Source organism: Aeromonas sp. QDB23 (genome assembly GCF_027707745.1).
Lineage (GTDB): Bacteria > Pseudomonadota > Gammaproteobacteria > Enterobacterales > Aeromonadaceae > Aeromonas > Aeromonas allosaccharophila.
Genome location: NZ_JAPCJA010000019.1, coordinates 1 through 15,394 on the forward strand (window position 1 = coordinate 1; position 15,394 = coordinate 15,394).

A 15,394-nucleotide genomic window follows, 5' to 3' on the forward strand; every position below is an offset into this window, starting at 1 on the left:
AAGAGCCGGCTGGAATGACGACTATCGGGCTCAGTTATTCTTTGGTTAAAATATCAACAAAGTGTGCTCCCGCCCTGTACTGGAATCTGTGCTCTCGCCCTAGTACGAATATTGGCCGCCTGAGCCAGTAGATGGCGTTTAAATAAAAATAAGGAGTGACATTGGAAATAAAAGAAACACAGCTAGGGAGCCTGAGAACTCTACTTGGGATTATGCCAGAGCTGGAAGATAGAGATAGTTTATTTTTCTTTCGTGGGCATGCTAATAAAGAATTCTCGCTACTGCCTTCGATATATCGAAATCAGCGTTGGTTTTCAAATGAAGACAAGATCATTCGAGAGATTATCATGCGCTGCCCTAACGAATTCATCTCTATGAAGAGCAGTTTTGAAAAGCTAGTAAAAATGCAGCACTATGATTTACCTACAAGATTGCTTGACATTACAGAGAATCCATTGGTTGCGCTTTATTTTGCTTGCGTTGGCGAATATGAAAGGGATGGGGAAATTATTTTCTTTAAAATCCCTAAGTCAGAGGTTAAATATTTCGATAGCGATACTGTCAGCGTTGTGTCTAACGTTGCATGGGCTAAAGCTGATTTTGAAGTGGCTGAACGATTTGATGGAGATTATAGTAAGTTTCATCATAAAGAAAATCATCATGCTTTAAAGCTAATGCATGATATTAAACAAGAAAAACCACATTTTTTGGAAAGAATAAACCCGAATCATGTAAAAAGTGTAGTTTGTGTAAAGCCAAAAATGGATAACCCTAGAGTCGTCCGGCAAGATGGTGCGTTTTTATTGTTTGGTATCGGGCAAAATAAACACATTCCAGCTACTCTTCCCGATGAGTGGATTTTTAGGCCGAAACATAAGCGATACATTATCAAGTCATCAGATAAGTTGAGCATTTTGAAACAGTTATCTGGGGTCGGCATTTCAAAAGCAAAACTATTTCCTGAGATGGACATGGTTTCACAGTTTATTAAAAATGATTATGGTTTGGATAATGTTGAATTTTCTTCAAGCATTAAAGAATACGTACCGTTCAGCATTAAAGTATCATATTCCCGCTGAGTTGAATGCTATGTCCTTTAATTAAGGACGCTATCTATGTCCATTGAATTGATTAGAAGGGTGCAACGCTTTAGAACTAAATCGTCGGACATTAGTTTCCCAGAACACATAATCGACTTTGAAAGTGGTAACTTTTCTATTTCAGGCATCCCCTAGCCGTCGGCGCCCCCGATCACCGCGCAAACGGTAAGAAACAGTACGTCATAGAAGGCATAATTAATTTTTGCGTTTTGGCGACGATCATGAATGTCAGCAAAAAACTGAGTTAGAACGGCATCAATCGGCATGGAGAGTCCCTAAAAAGAGAGCATAAGATCACAAGCTGATCTTGAGGTCAAATCAAAATCACAGGCAACATTTTTACATCATATTGCCAACTGTAAGTTCACGGTCTCGCCCTGATATAGTATATGGTGTTATATATAGATATATTAATTTTAATTAAAGCCAAATATCAATTGTAGTTCCAGCCATTTGGTAGGTATAGGGAGAAATGCGTTGCTTAATTACTCTTATTATCCATTTGAAAGTCATCTTGATGATATTGACGAGGAGGATCTTCTTTTATTAAGGGATGTTTCAGAGGGTTGGTATATTGACTATAAGATTCAGGGGTTGAAAATTGTCGACTATGCAAAGCATATGTCTGCTTTTGCCAATCAATATGGCGGTTGGTTAATCCTTGGTGTTAGTGAAAGCTCTGATGGGTGCCGTACTGCTGCGGAATTCATTGGTGTACAAAGAAGTGATTTAGAAAAAATATCTAGAGATATTAGAGAAGCGGCCTCGGCCCATATTAACCCTGAGGTTTTATATGAAGAAAAAATAATCCACGGACCACTTGTTGATATTGGGCTAGCAGAGGGGAGATCAATTCTAATTATTGGAATTCCTATGAGCCATAACACCCCTCATATACACTCTTCTGGCAGAATATATCGAAGGTTGGCTGATCAATCTAAGCCCAGAGAAGAGACAGATAGATATATTCTTGATGAATTGTGGCAGCGTGGTCATGATAAAAAAATTAAAATGTCTAAATTTCTAACAGATGTCCCTATGCTTCCATCCAACCAAGCCGACGCGCCATGGGCATATATCTATTTAAAACCGGCACAGGGACAGCTTGGGCCTTCAAAAAAACTGTCATTTTCTGAGTTTTCTAATATTGTAAGAAATACAAATAAAAACATTTTAGGTGTACATGCCCCAATGACTGGAGTTAACTCAACTACAGATGGGTTTATTGCAAGACAAATACAGGTTAGTGATCCAAGTCAACCGACACTTACATTGAGGTGGTGGCATGATGGCGTAGCACGATTTGATATTCCATTGAATTTGTTTGATTTGAGTCAGTTTATCAAAACCCATGGTGAAAATAATTATTGCAAAGAGTACTGTCAGCTTGCCTATGACTTAGGTCACTCAAACATAAAAATAGTTGACTACTCTATTTTTGTACAAATAGTAGCTTCGTTATCCAATTGTTATCTTCACATGTTAAAAGCTACAGACGATAATCGAGATATTTTCTCATGTTTCACTCTAAGAAATGTATTTCATACATCTCCATTTGTAGACTCCGAAAAATTCATTAAAAGATCTAGAGAGTACTCTATTCCATTAACCATGGATAAAAATATTGTTGTGCCACAGGAACCTAGTGAGCAGAATATGTCTTTCCATGAGAGGGCGACGCGCATAGTTAATTTTGATTGTTATCAGGAATATCAACCTGTGCCCTATGTATTTGCAATGCCAATTGTCTTCCGAGTATTTGAAGCAGTTGGAATTACATCCGATGCAAATGAGTTAATAGATGATACCGACGCTTGGGGTTTTAGTAAAGTTCGCAATGTCCCAACAAATACTTTTCAATAGGCATACTTTTTCTTATATTAATTTATATGAATATTAATGTGGCAAAATAAAAATTGATGACGCTAGATGTCATGATTATAAACAGAGTGGTCTTATGACTATATATATAGATAGTATGGAATTTAACGTTATTACAGAAAAACAAGGGGTTTCATGGAAACCTATAAAGGACATTGAGATAAAAAATGATAAGCGTTATTTAATATCAGATAGAGAGTTTGATTATAAAAGTACAAAAATAAATGTTGTAGAAGTACTTGATGGGAAATATCGGAGAGTATCTACTAGAAAGACTTCAAAAGGTCCATACCTTAACTTTGATGTTACTATATCAGCTGATACAAATAGAGTGAAACGCTCAAAATCTTTACTTCTTCATAGAGCGAGATTAATAGCGTTTATTGGCGAGGATATATCTAAGCCGTATGCTAGACACGGGAGCTTGGGGCGACATAACAATGATATAAATAACTTGCAGTGGGGGACTCATCAAGAAAACATGAATGATACCAAAGAACATGGAAGTCATAAAGGAGCAAATAACACCCAATCAAAGATCACAGAGGAGTTAGCATTGTCTATTTATGTTCTTTCTAGATTAGGCCTAATAGATTCTACAATTTTAAATTCGTTACCAATTGGAAAGGGGGCTGTAGCCGCGATCAAAGCGAATAGAAAATGGGCGCATTTAGTCACGGATGACATAAAATCTTTAGTTGATAAAAGTATAAAGCTGAACGAAATAAAGTGTAAGTCTATGGTTGAAAAAGCTTTATTAGAGCAAAGTGTTTTGTTTGAACAAGAGCGAGCGTTACTAAAAAAGAAAATAAAACAAAAAATTATGACTAGTCTTTCAGCGGCTTTAGAATAATAAATGGCTACATATTTTATGCTATACGTCATTTATTACTAGAAGAGAGTTTTTCTCTAAATTAATAAGTATGCTGAAGCTATTGCGTTTGGAATATAATGTAATTGGTATGAAACATACCATAATTTAATGATTAATTATATTGACAGTGCAACATAAACATGACATTGTTTTGTTTTGTTTTGTTTTGTTTTGTTTTGTTTTGTTTTGTTTAAAACCGTAACTGGTTGATTCACAATGCTTTAGTGAGTGATTTCGAGGGTTCGAATCCCTCCCTCACCGCCAAATTGCAAAAACCGACCTGATGGTCGGTTTTTTGTTTTTAGGCGCCATCCAGACGTGGTGCTGGCAGTGTGGAGCGAAAAACTTCGCTTGGTTTGTCCGAAGCTGCGGCTCGTCTTAAAAAGCGGCAATGCCGAATAGTTCTGTGGCTTGTCGGCGCGGATCTGACGTTCAGCGCCATAGTGCACTGCCAGATTGAAAGCCTTGATGGAAACATCAGGGCTTTTTGCTATCCGCGTTTTTCGCGGGCGCTGTGGGCAAGCCGATGGCGATGGGGGGCTGGCTCGGGTATAGTCCTGCGCCAATGGCGTTATCCTGTTTTGCTGACCCGTCGTGGCCCTGGTGGTAGCGAGGGGCAGGCCTGTGTAAGGAGTGTTATGAAGTTCAGTCCCCTGCTCGATGAGATGATGAAAGCCCTGCAGGTATTGCCGGGGGTGGGGCCCAAGTCTGCCCAGCGGATGGCCTTTACCCTGCTCGAGCGTGAGCGCAGCGGCGGCTTGCGGTTGGCCCAGCTGCTCTCTCGCGCCCTGACCGAGATTGGTCATTGCAGCCACTGCCGCACCTTTACCGAGAACGATCGCTGCGATATTTGCGCCAATCCCAAGCGGGAAGAAAACGGCCTGCTCTGTGTGGTGGAGAGCCCGGCGGATGTGGCCGCCATCGAGCAGACCGGTCAGTTCTCCGGTCGCTACTTTGTGCTGATGGGCCATCTGTCGCCGCTGGACGGCATCGGTCCGGAGGAGCTGGGGCTCGATATTCTCGAGCGCCGGTTGAAGGATGAGCACATCAGCGAGCTGATCCTCGCCACCAATCCCACTATCGAGGGGGATGCCACCGCCTGGTATATCGCTGACATGGCCCGTCATGCCGGGGTGGAGGTGAGCCGCATCGCCCACGGGGTGCCGGTAGGGGGTGAGCTGGAGCTGGTGGATGGCACCACGCTGTCCCACTCCCTGATGGGGCGGCAGCGCTTGAAATAACAAGGTGAGCCGGTTTGTTGCCCCCGAATCAACAGGGGGCGAACTGGACAATAAATAGCCGTTTGAGCTGATTTAAAGGGGCGAGTGAGCAGGATTGCAGACTCGCCCCTTGATATTTGATTGGCCGTCCCCATCTAGGTTGGGCATATGTTCAACCCGATGTTTCTGAGGATTGGTCCATGACCCAAAGTGTTCATGCCGAAACCCACGGCTTTCAGACTGAAGTTAAACAACTGCTGAGCCTGATGGCTCACAGCCTCTACTCCAACAAAGAAGTATTCCTGCGCGAGCTGATCTCCAACGCCTCCGATGCGGCGGACAAGCTGCGCTTCAAGGCGCTTTCCGATGCCTCTTTGTTCGAAAACGACGGCCAGTTGCGTGTGCGTCTGGTGGTGGATAAAGAGAAGCGTACCCTGACCATCTCCGATAACGGGATCGGTATGACCCGTGATCAGGTGATCGAGCACCTGGGTACCATCGCCAAGTCCGGCACCGCAGAATTCTTCAAAAACCTCTCTGGCGATCAAGGCCGTGACTCCCAGCTGATCGGTCAGTTTGGGGTCGGTTTCTACTCCGCCTTCATCGTTGCCGACAAGGTGACCGTCGTTTCCCGTGCCGCCGGTACTGCTCCGGAGCAGGGTGTGCAGTGGGAATCGGAAGGGGAAGGCTCCTTCACCGTCGCTGACGTGACCAAAGAGGGTCGCGGTACCGACGTTATCCTGCATCTGCGTGCCGAGGAAGAAGAGTTCCTCGACGACTGGCGTCTGCGCTCCGTGGTGAGCAAGTACTCCGATCACATCAGCGTGCCGGTCGAGATGTTCAAAGAGGGCACCCCGGATCGTGAAGAGGATGGCGAAACCATCGTCGGTACTCCGGGCGAGTGGGAGCAGGTCAACCGCGCGACTGCACTCTGGACCCGCAACCCGAAAGATATCAAGGACGAGGAGTATCAGGAGTTCTACAAGCACGTCGCTCACGACTTCGAAGATCCGCTGCTATGGGGTCACAACCGGGTGGAAGGGGCGCAGGAGTACACCAGCCTGCTCTACGTACCGGCCCGCGCACCGTTCGACCTCTACAACCGCGAGCAGAAGCACGGTCTGAAGCTCTACGTGCAGCGTGTCTTCATCATGGATGACGCCGAGCAGTTTATGCCGACCTACCTGCGCTTCGTCAAAGGGGTGCTGGATTCCAACGATCTGCCGCTCAACGTCAGCCGTGAAATCCTGCAGGACAACAAGGTGACCGCCTCCCTGCGCAAGGCGTGCTCCAAGCGCGTGTTGACCATGCTCTCCAAGCTGGCCAAGGATGATGCCGAGAAGTACGCCAAGTTCTGGAAAGAGTTCGGCAACGTGCTCAAAGAGGGCCCGGCCGAGGATTACGCCAACCGCGAAGAGATCGCCAAGCTGCTGCGCTTTGCCAGCACCGCTGGCGAGGGTGAAGCCCAGACCGTCTCTCTTGAGGATTACGTTGGCCGCATGAAGGAAGGCCAGCAGAAGATCTACTACATCACTGCTGACTCTTATGCCGCTGCCAAGAACAGCCCGCACCTCGAGATCTTCCGCAAGAAGGGTGTCGAAGTGCTGCTGATGTGGGAGCGTGTGGACGAGTGGCTGATGAGCCACCTGACCGAGTTCGACGGCAAGCAGCTTATCTCCGTCACCCGTGGCGAACTGGATCTCGGCGATCTGGAAGACGAAGCCTCCAAGCAGGCCCAGGAAGAGGCCGAGAAGGCCAACGCTGGTCTGGTTGAGCGGGTCAAGAAGAGCCTCGGCGAAGCGGTGAAAGAGGTGCGCGTTACTCACCGTCTGACCGATTCACCCTCTTGCATCGTCACCGACGCTTACGGTATGAGCACCCAGATGATCAAGCTGATGCGCGCCGCCGGTCAGCCGGTACCGGAGCAGAAGTACATTCTGGAGCTCAACCCCGACCACGCGCTGGTGAAGAAACTCGACACCATCGAAGACGAGGCGCTGTTCGGCGAGTGGGTCACCCTGCTGCACGAACAGGCCCAGCTGGCCGAGCAGGGCGGGCTGAATGATCCGGCGAGCTTCGTCTCCCGCATCAACCGCCTGCTGCTGCAAGCCTAAGCCGCAACTCCGATAACAAAAAGCCCACTGCATGCAGTGGGCTTTTTTGATCCCGCCGTGTGAGCGCGGCGAAAACAGCGGCAAGGGAGACGGCCAGCGCCTCTCTATTTACGGTATTCGTTGTTGTAGTTCTGGATCAGACGCCGGGTCACCTCGTGCTGGGGATCGGCAAACACCTTGAGGGTCTTGCCGCGCTCCACCACGCGCCCTTCATGCATCACCAGCACCTCGTCGCTGATGTGGCTGACGATGCCCAGATCGTTGGCCACCAGCACATAGCTGAGCCCCATGGTCTCCTGCATCTCCAGCAGCAGGTTGATGATCTGGGAGCGTACCGAGATATCCAGCGTGGAGAGCGCCTCATCGGCCACCACGATCTTGGGGTTGAGGATCAGCGCCCGCGCCAGCGCCACCCGCTGCTGCTGACCGGAGGAGAGCATCTGCGGGTAGAACAGGGCGTGATCCGGCAGCATCCCCACCATGCGCAGGGTCTGCACCACCTTCTCGCGGCGCTCCTCTTCACTCATTTCGGTGTTGAGGCGCAGCGGGGTTTCCAGGATCTGGCCGACCCGGATCTTGCGGTTCAGCGAGGTGTTGGGATCCTGAAAAATCATCCGCAGTAGTTTGCAGCGAGTCTGGTAATCACCGTGCACCATCAGCTGGCCGTCGATGGCGATGTCGCCGCTGGTGGGTTCGATCATGCCAGCCAGAATGCGGGCGAGGGTGCTCTTGCCGGAGCCCGCCTCGCCGACGATGGCCAGAGTCTGCCCAACTTCGAGGTCGAACGAGAGAGGTTTGATCGCCTCCACCGCCTGACGACGGAACAGACCGGTGCGGTTCTGGTAGGTTTTGCTAAGGCCTCTGACCTGCAACAGGGATGGCTCGATCACAAGCGGGGCTCCTTCATGGGGGCATTAACGGTCATCATTTTTTCGGCTCCTCCATGTTCAGCGGGAAGTGACAGCTGAACTGATGGCCCTTGATCTTGTTCATCAGCGGGGTCTGCACGCACTGCTTCTGGGCGTAGGGGCAGCGTGGCCCCAGACGGCAGCCGATGGGCAGGTGTTGCAGCGGCGGGATGACGCCGGGCAGGGTTTCGAGGCGCGACTTGTGGCGCACCAGCTTGTCAAAGTCGGGGATCGATTTGAGCAGCGCATCGGTATAGGGGTGATGCGGGGTCTCGAGGATCTGCTCCCGGGTGCCCACCTCCACCATCTGGCCGCAGTACATCACGTTGATGGTATCGGTCAGGTTGGCGATCGCTGCGATGTCGTTACTGATGATCAGGATGGTGGTGTTGCCCAGCTTGTTCATCTTGTCCAGCAGCCGCAGGATCTGGGAGTGGGTGGTGGATTCCATGGCGCTGGTGGGCTCATCGGCCACCAGCAGGCGCGGCTTGTTGGCAATGGCCATGGCGATCATCACCTTCTGGCACATGCCATCCGACAGCTCGTGGGGATAGGCGCGCATCACCTTGCGGTGATCCTTGACGCCGACCCGGTGCAGCAGGGCGATGGCCTTCTTCTTGCGCCACTGGAAGCGCTGCCAGAATTGCCCCTCGAACGAATCGGTCGGGATCGCCTCTTCCAGCTGGGTGCCGATCTCCTCGGAGGGGTCGAGACAGCTGATGGGATCCTGAAAAATCATGGCGATCTCGCGACCCATGATGCGGCGGCGCTCCTTGGGGGCCATGGTCAGCAGATCCATGTCGTTGAAGCGCATCCGGTCGGCACGTACCGTCCAGTTATCCTTCTCGATACCGACGATCACCTTGGCCACCAGACTCTTGCCTGAGCCGGATTCACCCACCAGACCGCGGATCTCCCCCTCGGTCAGGGTCAGGCTCACCTTGTCCACCGCCTTGACCTTGCCTTGCGGGGTGTCGATCTCGATGGTGAGATTGCGTATGTCGAGCAGAGGCATCAGTCATTCCCCTCTTTGAGTGCTTCACGAATGCCTTCACCAACTAAATTGGTGACCAGCACGCTAAACAGGATGGCGATGCCGGGCAGGGTGACGGTCCAGGGGGCGAGATAGATGAGGTCGCTCGAATCGGCCAGCATGGTGCCCCACTCCGGTTGAGGGGACTGAGCACCGAGGCCAAGAAAACCGACTGCCGAGATATCGAGGATGGCTGCCGACAAGGTGCGGGTGGTCTGGGCCACCAGGGTTTCGACGATGTTGGGCAAAATGGCCAGCCGCATGATCCTGAAGGGAGGCGAGCCATCGAGGCGGCTGGCGGTGATGTACTCCTTCTGCATCTCGGCATGCACTGCGTTGTAGGTGGCCCGGATAAAGGGCGGGATCAACGCGAGGGTAATGGCAATCAGGGTATTGCCAAAACCCGGCCCCATGATGGCGACCATGATGATGGCCATCAGCAGGGAGGGGATGGAGAGCAGGGTATCGAGCAGGTGGTGCAGCACGCTCGACTTGAGCCCCTTGCTCATGCCACCGAGGATGCCGATGGCGGAGCCCACCACCATGGCGATCACCACCACCACCAGCGCATAACCGAAGGTGAGCCGCGCCCCCACCACCAGCCGGGAGAGCATGTCGCGCCCCAGATCATCGGTGCCGAGGAAGTAGTCGATATTGCCGGTCGCCGCCCAGGAGGGGGCCAGCAGCAGCTTGTCGGCATGCTGTTCATCGATGCCGTAGGGGACGACCAGCGGCCCTACCAGCGTGATGAGCAGCAACAGCAAAAAGCACCAGAGCCCCGCCATGGCCAGCGGATTGCGGCTGTAGGAGGCCCACGTCTGCTCAAGGGGCGAGAGGATCTTGAGCTCGGGATAGATGTTCGATTTATCTTGCATAGGATACCTGGCTCCTGGTCACGCCATGAGCGCGTTCAATCTTGTTTGGCATACAACTCTTTGCGCCGTGCCGGATAGATAAGGGTGGTCAGCAACTCGGTGCTGACGCTGGTCAGGATCACGAAACTGGCGACCACCAGGGTGGCGCCACGAATGGCGGCGTAATCCTGCAGGGCGATGCTGCTGATGAGCCAGCGACCGATCCCGTGCCACTCGAACACCACCTCGGTGATCATGGCGGAGGTGAGCACGCTGCCCAGTTGCAGACCCAGCAGCGGCAGTACCGGCGGCAAGGCGTTCTTCAGACCATGGCGCCAGACGATCTGCGCCTTGGAAAGCCCCCGGCTCGCCGCCGCCTTGATGTAGTTCTGCTTCATCACGTCGATGAGGGAGCTGCGCACATGGCGGATCACCTCGGTGGTGGGCACCACCGCCAGCACCAGTGACGGGAGGATCAGGTGGCGCAGGGCATCGTGCAGCGCCGCTTGCCGCCAGGGCTCGTGGCTGAGCAGCACATCGATCACCGCGATGCCGGTGATGGGCGGCACGTCATAGAGCAGGCTGATCTGACCCGATGCGGGTAGCCAGCCAAGGTCTAGCGAAAAGAGCATCACTACCAGCAGCGCCAGCCAGAACACCGGCACCGCATAGCCGATCAGACCGGCGGTCATGATGGAGAGATCCAGCGTCTTGCCCTGTGACAGTGCCGCCAGGGTGCCAAGAGGGATCCCCACCAGCAGCGAGATGGCAAAGGCGGCCAGACAGAGGATCAGGGTCGCCGGGAAGTAGTGGCGGATCTCGTCCAGCACCGGCAGCCCGGAGACGCTGGATAGCCCCAGGTCCCCTGCAAAAATGCGGCGCAGGAAGTCGGGGTAGCCGCTCCAGAAGCTGATCTGATGGCCGATCAGCCGATAGTCCAGCAGATAGGCGACGAAGGTCAGCGCCAGCAGGGTGATGAGCAGCAGGTTGATGCGGCGCAAGGTGTATAGAAGCATGCTTACTCCCTGTGAGCCTGGTTGAAGGAGGTGCCGCCAAAGGGCATCAGCGTCAGCCCCTCGATGTCGCTGCGGCTGACCTGGGTACGCAAGGCGTGCGCCAGCGGGATCAGCGGCAGCTGTTCGTTAAGCAGGGTCTGGGCATAGTAGTAGTTGCGCAGCCGGAACGAGAGCTGGGGCGTGGTGACCGCATCATCCAGCAGCTGATCGAAGGCCGGGCTGCACCAGCGGCTGTAGTTGTTGCCCCGCTCCACCGCCGAGCAGCTCAGCAGCTGGCGGAAGAAGTTGTCCGGATCGGCGTTGTCGGCAATCCAGCCGGAGAGCAGGCTGTCGTACTGCCCCTTGGTGAGGCGGCCTTCGATCACCGGCCACTCCCGTTGCACGATCTTGAGCTTGATCCCGACCTTGGCCAGATCACTGCGGATCAGCTGGGCGGTCTTGACCGCATCGGGGTTGTAGGGGCGGGCGTCCGGTTGTACCAGCACCTGCATCTCGAACCCTTTTTCCAGTCCCGCTTCCTTGAGCAGCTGGCGCGCCCGTTTCAAGTCGGGCTTGCGCTCGGGCAGGCTGGGGTTGTAACCCCATGAGAGGGGGGGCAGCAGGCTGTTGGCGGGCAGGCCGGTATCGAAATAGACCGCCTGCAACAGGTTGTCGATATTGATGGCGCTGGCAATGGCTTGGCGAACCTTGACGTTGTTGAACGGCGGCTTGCGGGTATTGAGGGCCAAAAAGGCCACGTTCATCCCCGACTGGACCGAGAGGCTCAGCTCCGGATTTTGCTTGATCACCGAGAGCTGGCTGGCGGAAGGGGTGCTCATCACGTCGCACTCGCCGGTCAGCAGCTTGGCCAGCCGTTTGGCGGATTTGGGAGTGATGTCGTAGACCAGCTGTTCAATCTTGGCATCGCCGCCCCAGTAGCCGGGGTGGCGCAGATAGCGGATGAACTCGTTGTGGCGATACTCCTTGAAGCTGAACGGGCCGGTGCCGATGGGGCGGCTATCCAGCAGGGCTGGCGTGCCCGCCTGCAGCATCTGTTCGGCGTATTCGGCGGAGAGGATCACCGCATAGTCGCTGGCCAGGGTGGCGAGGAAGGAGGCGTTCGGCTGGTTCAGCTCGAATACCACCGTCTGCGGCCCCTTCTTGCTCACCCGCTTGATCAGCAGATCTTGCCCCAGGCTGTAGAAGTAGGGGTAATCGCCGCCGGAGACATTGTGGTAGGGGTGCTGCTCGTCAAGCTGGCGGGCATAGGTGAAGACCACGTCATCGGCATTGAAGGTGCGGGTGGGCTTGAACCAGGGGGTATGGTGAAACGTCACCCCCTTGCGCAGAGTCAAGGTATAGGTGAGGCCATCCTCGCTGATCTGCCAGTTGGTGGCGAGCGCCGGCTCCAGCGCCAGGGTGTTGGGGTTCACCTCCAGCAGGCGGTCGTAGAGCGGACGGGCACTGGCATCCAGTGTCACCCCGGAGTTGGAAACATGGGGATTGAAGGAGAGGGGTGAGCCCTCAGCACAATAGATGAGTCCGGTTTTGGAGGCCTCGGGTTGCTTCTGGCAGCCGGTGACCAGCACCAGCAGACCCAGCAGCAAGGGTGTGAGCATTCTCATTGTTGAACCATGTTCTTATAGGGGCTTTGTACGCACGTTTTGATACAAATGTGCCAGCGCGAAGGCTGGCGTGTTGCTGGCGTCGGCATCAACTGCGCTCCTTCACTCTTGTTCTGCATCGTTATCGCCATCCAGCAGCTGATACTTGCGTAGCATGCCACGGAACTGGTGATAGCTTAAGGCCAGCAGTTGAGCGGCTTTGCGCTGATTATACTGGGATTGCTGCATCGCTTGCTTGAGTAAATTAATCTCGTATTCCGCCACCGCCTGCTTGAGATCGAGCGGCAGGGTGAGGGGGGATGCGGATTGTACCTCGCTTCGGGCCTCTTGCGCAGGTTGCGTAGCCTGTGGTCGCCAGGGTGAATCAAACGGGTTGATCACCAGGGTCGAGAGCGGCAGCTGGGGATTGCCCTGACGGTAGATGCTGCGCTCCACCACGTTCTTCAGCTCCCGCACGTTGCCCGGCCAGTGGTAATCAAGCAGTAACTGGGTTGCTTTACGCGAGAAACCGGCAAACAGCGGATAGCCCAGCTCCCGGGTCATGCTGTGGGCGAAGTGCTCCGCCAGCATCAGGATATCTTCCCGCCGCTCCCGCAAGGGGGGGAGGGTGATCACATCAAACGCGAGCCGGTCGAGCAGATCGTGGCGAAACTGCCCCTTGTCGGCGAGCGCAGGGAGATCCTCGTTGGTGGCGCAGACCAGCCGCACATCCACCTTGAGGGGCTTGGCCCCGCCCACCCGCTCGAACTCGCCATATTCGATGACCCGCAGCAGCTTCTCCTGCACCCGGGCGCTGGTGGTGGCCAGCTCGTCGAGGAACAGGGTGCCGCCATCGGCCCGCTCGAAGCGGCCCTGATGGCGCTTGGCCGCGCCGGTAAACGAACCCGCCTCGTGACCGAACAGCTCGGTCTCCAGCAGGCTCTCGCTCAGGGTGGCGCAGTTGATGGTGACAAAGCTTTGATCCCAGCGCGCCGAGAGATAATGTAGGCGGTGGGCGATCAGCTCCTTGCCCGTCCCCCGCTCACCGATGATCAGCACGGGTTTGCGCAGCGGGGCGAGCCGTGAGGCCTGCTCAATGATCTCGAGAAATGCGTTGGATTCCCCCAGCAGGCTTTCCGTGGCCGTGGTCATAGTGATCCCTGTCAGTTGTAAAAGCTGGTCAATCTTACCAAAAGTTGGTGAATTTAATCATCACTTGCGCGAGGTATCTTGCAATCCAGCCATTCTGCCCCATATAAATCAACAAGTTAAATTTTGTTCCAGATTGGCACACAAGTTGCCATTGTCAATGGAGAAACAACGCCATGCCAATAACAGGAGTGCAATCATGAGTATTTTTTCCCGTCTGGCCGACATCATCAATTCCAACCTGACGGCCCTGCTCGACAAGGCAGAAGATCCCCAGAAGATGGTGCGCCTGATCATCCAGGAGATGGAAGACGAGCTGGTCAAGGAGCGTTCCAATCTGGCCCGCTTCCTCGCCAGCCAGAAAGAGATTGGCCGTCAGGTCGCCCGTCATCAGGAGCGGGTCGATGAGTGGCAGGCCAAGGCCGAGCTGGCCCTGACCAAGGGGCGTGAAGATTTGGCCCGCGCAGCCCTTATCGAGAAGAAGAAACAGACCGAGTTGTCAGAGACCCTCTACCGCGAGCAGCAGGCGGTCGACAGCGGCATCGAGAAGCTGGCTGAAGAGATCCGCCAGCTCGAAGCCAAGCTGGAAGATGCCCGCGCCCGTCAAAAGGCGATGGCCATTCGCACCGAAGCGGCCAGCAGCCGTCTCAATGTGCAGAGCCAGGTAGCCCGTGGCGAGAGCCAGGCGGTGGTGAGCAAGTTCGAGCGGATGGAGCGTCGTATCGACGAAATGGAAGCGCGCGCCGATCTGGGTCAGTCCGACAAGGCGCTGGCGCAGCAGTTTGCCGAGCTGGAAGTGGACGATCAGATAAGCAAAGAGCTGGAAGCCATGCGCCAGAAGCTGGGCCAGGGCGACAGCAAGAGCGAAGGTAAACAGGGGGAGTAACAGATGGAAGATCTGCTGGGCGTATTGATGGTTCCCATGGTGGTCTTCATGGTGGTGGTGGCCCCCATCTGGCTGGTGCTGCACTACCGTGCCAAGGGGCGGATTGGCGCCGGTCTTGCCGATAGCGAGCGGGAACAGCTGCAAGGGTTGCTGGCCCGCACCGAGAAGATGCAGGAGCGGGTTGGCGCGCTGGAATCGATTCTGGATGCGGAAGTACCCGGTTGGAGGAACAAGGTATGAGCAGTGTCAGTCGTGAAGGGCGTAACCTCTATCGCGATCCCCAGCGCGGCAAGATAGCCGGGATCTGTGCCGGTTTGGCAGAGTACTTCGGGGTAGAGACCTGGATCGTGCGGCTGCTCGCCATCAGTGGCCTTATCTTCGCCGGTTTCATCACCTTCACCGCCTATATCGCCGCCTGGTTCTTGCTCGATAAAAAGCCGGTCACCCTCTATTCGCAAGAGGATGCCGACTTTGCCGAGGTGCGGATGAAGGCGCGCAGCTGGCAGGCAGGTGTCACCCCTCATCAGGCGCTGGGCCGTATCGCGCAGGAACTTGACGCGCTGGAGCCGAGAGTTCAGCGGATCGAGAAGCTGGTGACCTCCAGAGAGTTCACCCTGCAGCGGGAATTTCGCAAGCTGTAGTGCCTGTCGAAAGTGCCTGCTGAAGCACCCAATGTCGATGGTGGAGTCTTTTGTGATGCGCCACCATCGACACCAACTATCCAGACGTGGATAAGTGGTCGACCTATCGCACGGCCAAACACGCCGGATGCAACC

General features: G+C 54.0%; 14 protein-coding genes and 1 pseudogene. 8 read left to right on the forward strand and 7 right to left on the reverse strand.

Annotation, left to right across the window (positions count from 1 at the left end):
- The first annotated feature begins 161 nt into the window (after window positions 1–161).
- Window positions 162–1,079 carry an FRG domain-containing protein gene (locus tag PG888_RS10250; protein ID WP_182969154.1) on the forward strand — a complete coding sequence of 306 codons (918 nt, stop codon included), beginning with the start codon at window positions 162–164 and terminating at the stop codon, window positions 1,077–1,079.
- Window positions 1,080–1,234: 155 nt separating this feature from the next.
- Here PG888_RS10250 and PG888_RS10255 read toward each other — a convergent pair.
- A pseudogene (locus PG888_RS10255) lies at window positions 1,235–1,366 on the reverse strand (transposase family protein); the annotation flags it as partial.
- A gap of 211 nt (window positions 1,367–1,577) precedes the next feature.
- On the opposite strand from PG888_RS10255, the gene PG888_RS10260 reads away from it, so the two are divergent.
- From PG888_RS10260 to htpG, 4 genes are all read left to right on the forward strand, one after another.
- Window positions 1,578–2,963, forward strand: coding sequence for an AlbA family DNA-binding domain-containing protein (locus PG888_RS10260; RefSeq protein ID WP_182969153.1), 1,386 nt, complete (start codon window positions 1,578–1,580; stop codon window positions 2,961–2,963).
- Window positions 2,964–3,057: 94 nt separating this feature from the next.
- Complete coding sequence (locus PG888_RS10265) at window positions 3,058–3,834, forward strand: hypothetical protein (protein WP_182969152.1); 777 nt, start codon at window positions 3,058–3,060, stop codon at window positions 3,832–3,834.
- Window positions 3,835–4,493: 659 nt separating this feature from the next.
- Entirely contained in the window at window positions 4,494–5,096 is a 603-nt protein-coding gene (gene recR, locus PG888_RS10270; protein WP_042062229.1) for a recombination mediator RecR, read from the forward strand.
- A 179-nt stretch (window positions 5,097–5,275) separates the two neighbouring features.
- Complete coding sequence (htpG, locus tag PG888_RS10275) at window positions 5,276–7,189, forward strand: molecular chaperone HtpG (protein ID WP_042657608.1); 1,914 nt, start codon at window positions 5,276–5,278, stop codon at window positions 7,187–7,189.
- A gap of 104 nt (window positions 7,190–7,293) precedes the next feature.
- On the opposite strand, the gene PG888_RS10280 is transcribed toward htpG, so the two are convergent.
- The 6 genes from PG888_RS10280 to pspF form a co-directional block, all read right to left on the reverse strand.
- Window positions 7,294–8,079 carry a peptide ABC transporter ATP-binding protein gene (locus tag PG888_RS10280; RefSeq protein WP_182933976.1) on the reverse strand — a complete coding sequence of 262 codons (786 nt, stop codon included), beginning with the start codon at window positions 8,077–8,079 and terminating at the stop codon, window positions 7,294–7,296.
- Between the two features lie 34 nt (window positions 8,080–8,113).
- Window positions 8,114–9,112, reverse strand: coding sequence for a peptide ABC transporter ATP-binding protein (locus PG888_RS10285; protein WP_042657607.1), 999 nt, complete (start codon window positions 9,110–9,112; stop codon window positions 8,114–8,116).
- Window positions 9,112–10,005 (reverse strand): ABC transporter permease subunit, encoded by an 894-nt coding sequence (locus tag PG888_RS10290; protein WP_042657606.1) that lies wholly within the window; start codon window positions 10,003–10,005, stop codon window positions 9,112–9,114. The genes PG888_RS10285 and PG888_RS10290 overlap by 1 nt, the downstream gene beginning before the upstream one ends.
- Before the next feature lie 35 nt (window positions 10,006–10,040).
- The gene (locus tag PG888_RS10295) at window positions 10,041–11,000 is read right to left on the reverse strand and encodes an ABC transporter permease (protein ID WP_042657605.1); all 960 of its coding nucleotides are present in this window, start codon (window positions 10,998–11,000) and stop codon (window positions 10,041–10,043) included.
- A gap of 2 nt (window positions 11,001–11,002) precedes the next feature.
- Window positions 11,003–12,598: an ABC transporter substrate-binding protein SapA gene (gene sapA, locus PG888_RS10300; protein ID WP_182939732.1), complete on the reverse strand. Its 1,596-nt coding sequence runs from the start codon at window positions 12,596–12,598 to the stop codon at window positions 11,003–11,005.
- Between the two features lie 108 nt (window positions 12,599–12,706).
- The gene (gene pspF / locus PG888_RS10305) at window positions 12,707–13,735 is read right to left on the reverse strand and encodes a phage shock protein operon transcriptional activator (RefSeq protein WP_182939471.1); all 1,029 of its coding nucleotides are present in this window, start codon (window positions 13,733–13,735) and stop codon (window positions 12,707–12,709) included.
- A 196-nt stretch (window positions 13,736–13,931) separates the two neighbouring features.
- Here pspF and pspA point away from each other — a divergent pair, with 196 nt between their 5' ends.
- Genes pspA through pspC form a run of 3 tightly spaced genes read left to right on the forward strand, consistent with a single transcriptional unit; the run spans window position 13,932 to window position 15,259 of the window.
- Complete coding sequence (pspA, locus tag PG888_RS10310; protein ID WP_182939472.1) at window positions 13,932–14,618, forward strand: phage shock protein PspA; 687 nt, start codon at window positions 13,932–13,934, stop codon at window positions 14,616–14,618.
- Between the two features lie 3 nt (window positions 14,619–14,621).
- Window positions 14,622–14,858: an envelope stress response membrane protein PspB gene (gene pspB / locus PG888_RS10315; RefSeq protein WP_005333672.1), complete on the forward strand. Its 237-nt coding sequence runs from the start codon at window positions 14,622–14,624 to the stop codon at window positions 14,856–14,858.
- Window positions 14,855–15,259 (forward strand): envelope stress response membrane protein PspC, encoded by a 405-nt coding sequence (gene pspC, locus PG888_RS10320; RefSeq protein WP_021231384.1) that lies wholly within the window; start codon window positions 14,855–14,857, stop codon window positions 15,257–15,259. Before pspB ends, pspC begins: the two co-directional genes overlap by 4 nt.
- Window positions 15,260–15,394: the final 135 nt, after the last annotated feature.

Bases quoted from the DNA above. Each gene is read 5' to 3' on its own strand.
- pspA (WP_182939472.1), top strand. From the start codon at position 13,932: ATGAGTATTTTTTCCCGTCTGGCCGACATCATCAATTCCAACCTGACG.
- PG888_RS10265 (WP_182969152.1), top strand. From the start codon at position 3,058: ATGACTATATATATAGATAGTATGGAATTTAACGTTATTACAGAAAAA.
- sapA (WP_182939732.1), bottom strand. From the start codon at position 12,598: ATGCTCACACCCTTGCTGCTGGGTCTGCTGGTGCTGGTCACCGGCTGC.
- htpG (WP_042657608.1), top strand. From the start codon at position 5,276: ATGACCCAAAGTGTTCATGCCGAAACCCACGGCTTTCAGACTGAAGTT.
- PG888_RS10295 (WP_042657605.1), bottom strand. From the start codon at position 11,000: ATGCTTCTATACACCTTGCGCCGCATCAACCTGCTGCTCATCACCCTG.
- recR (WP_042062229.1), top strand. From the start codon at position 4,494: ATGAAGTTCAGTCCCCTGCTCGATGAGATGATGAAAGCCCTGCAGGTA.
- pspC (WP_021231384.1), top strand. From the start codon at position 14,855: ATGAGCAGTGTCAGTCGTGAAGGGCGTAACCTCTATCGCGATCCCCAG.
- pspB (WP_005333672.1), top strand. From the start codon at position 14,622: ATGGAAGATCTGCTGGGCGTATTGATGGTTCCCATGGTGGTCTTCATG.
- PG888_RS10290 (WP_042657606.1), bottom strand. From the start codon at position 10,005: ATGCAAGATAAATCGAACATCTATCCCGAGCTCAAGATCCTCTCGCCC.
- pspF (WP_182939471.1), bottom strand. From the start codon at position 13,735: ATGACCACGGCCACGGAAAGCCTGCTGGGGGAATCCAACGCATTTCTC.
- PG888_RS10285 (WP_042657607.1), bottom strand. From the start codon at position 9,112: ATGCCTCTGCTCGACATACGCAATCTCACCATCGAGATCGACACCCCG.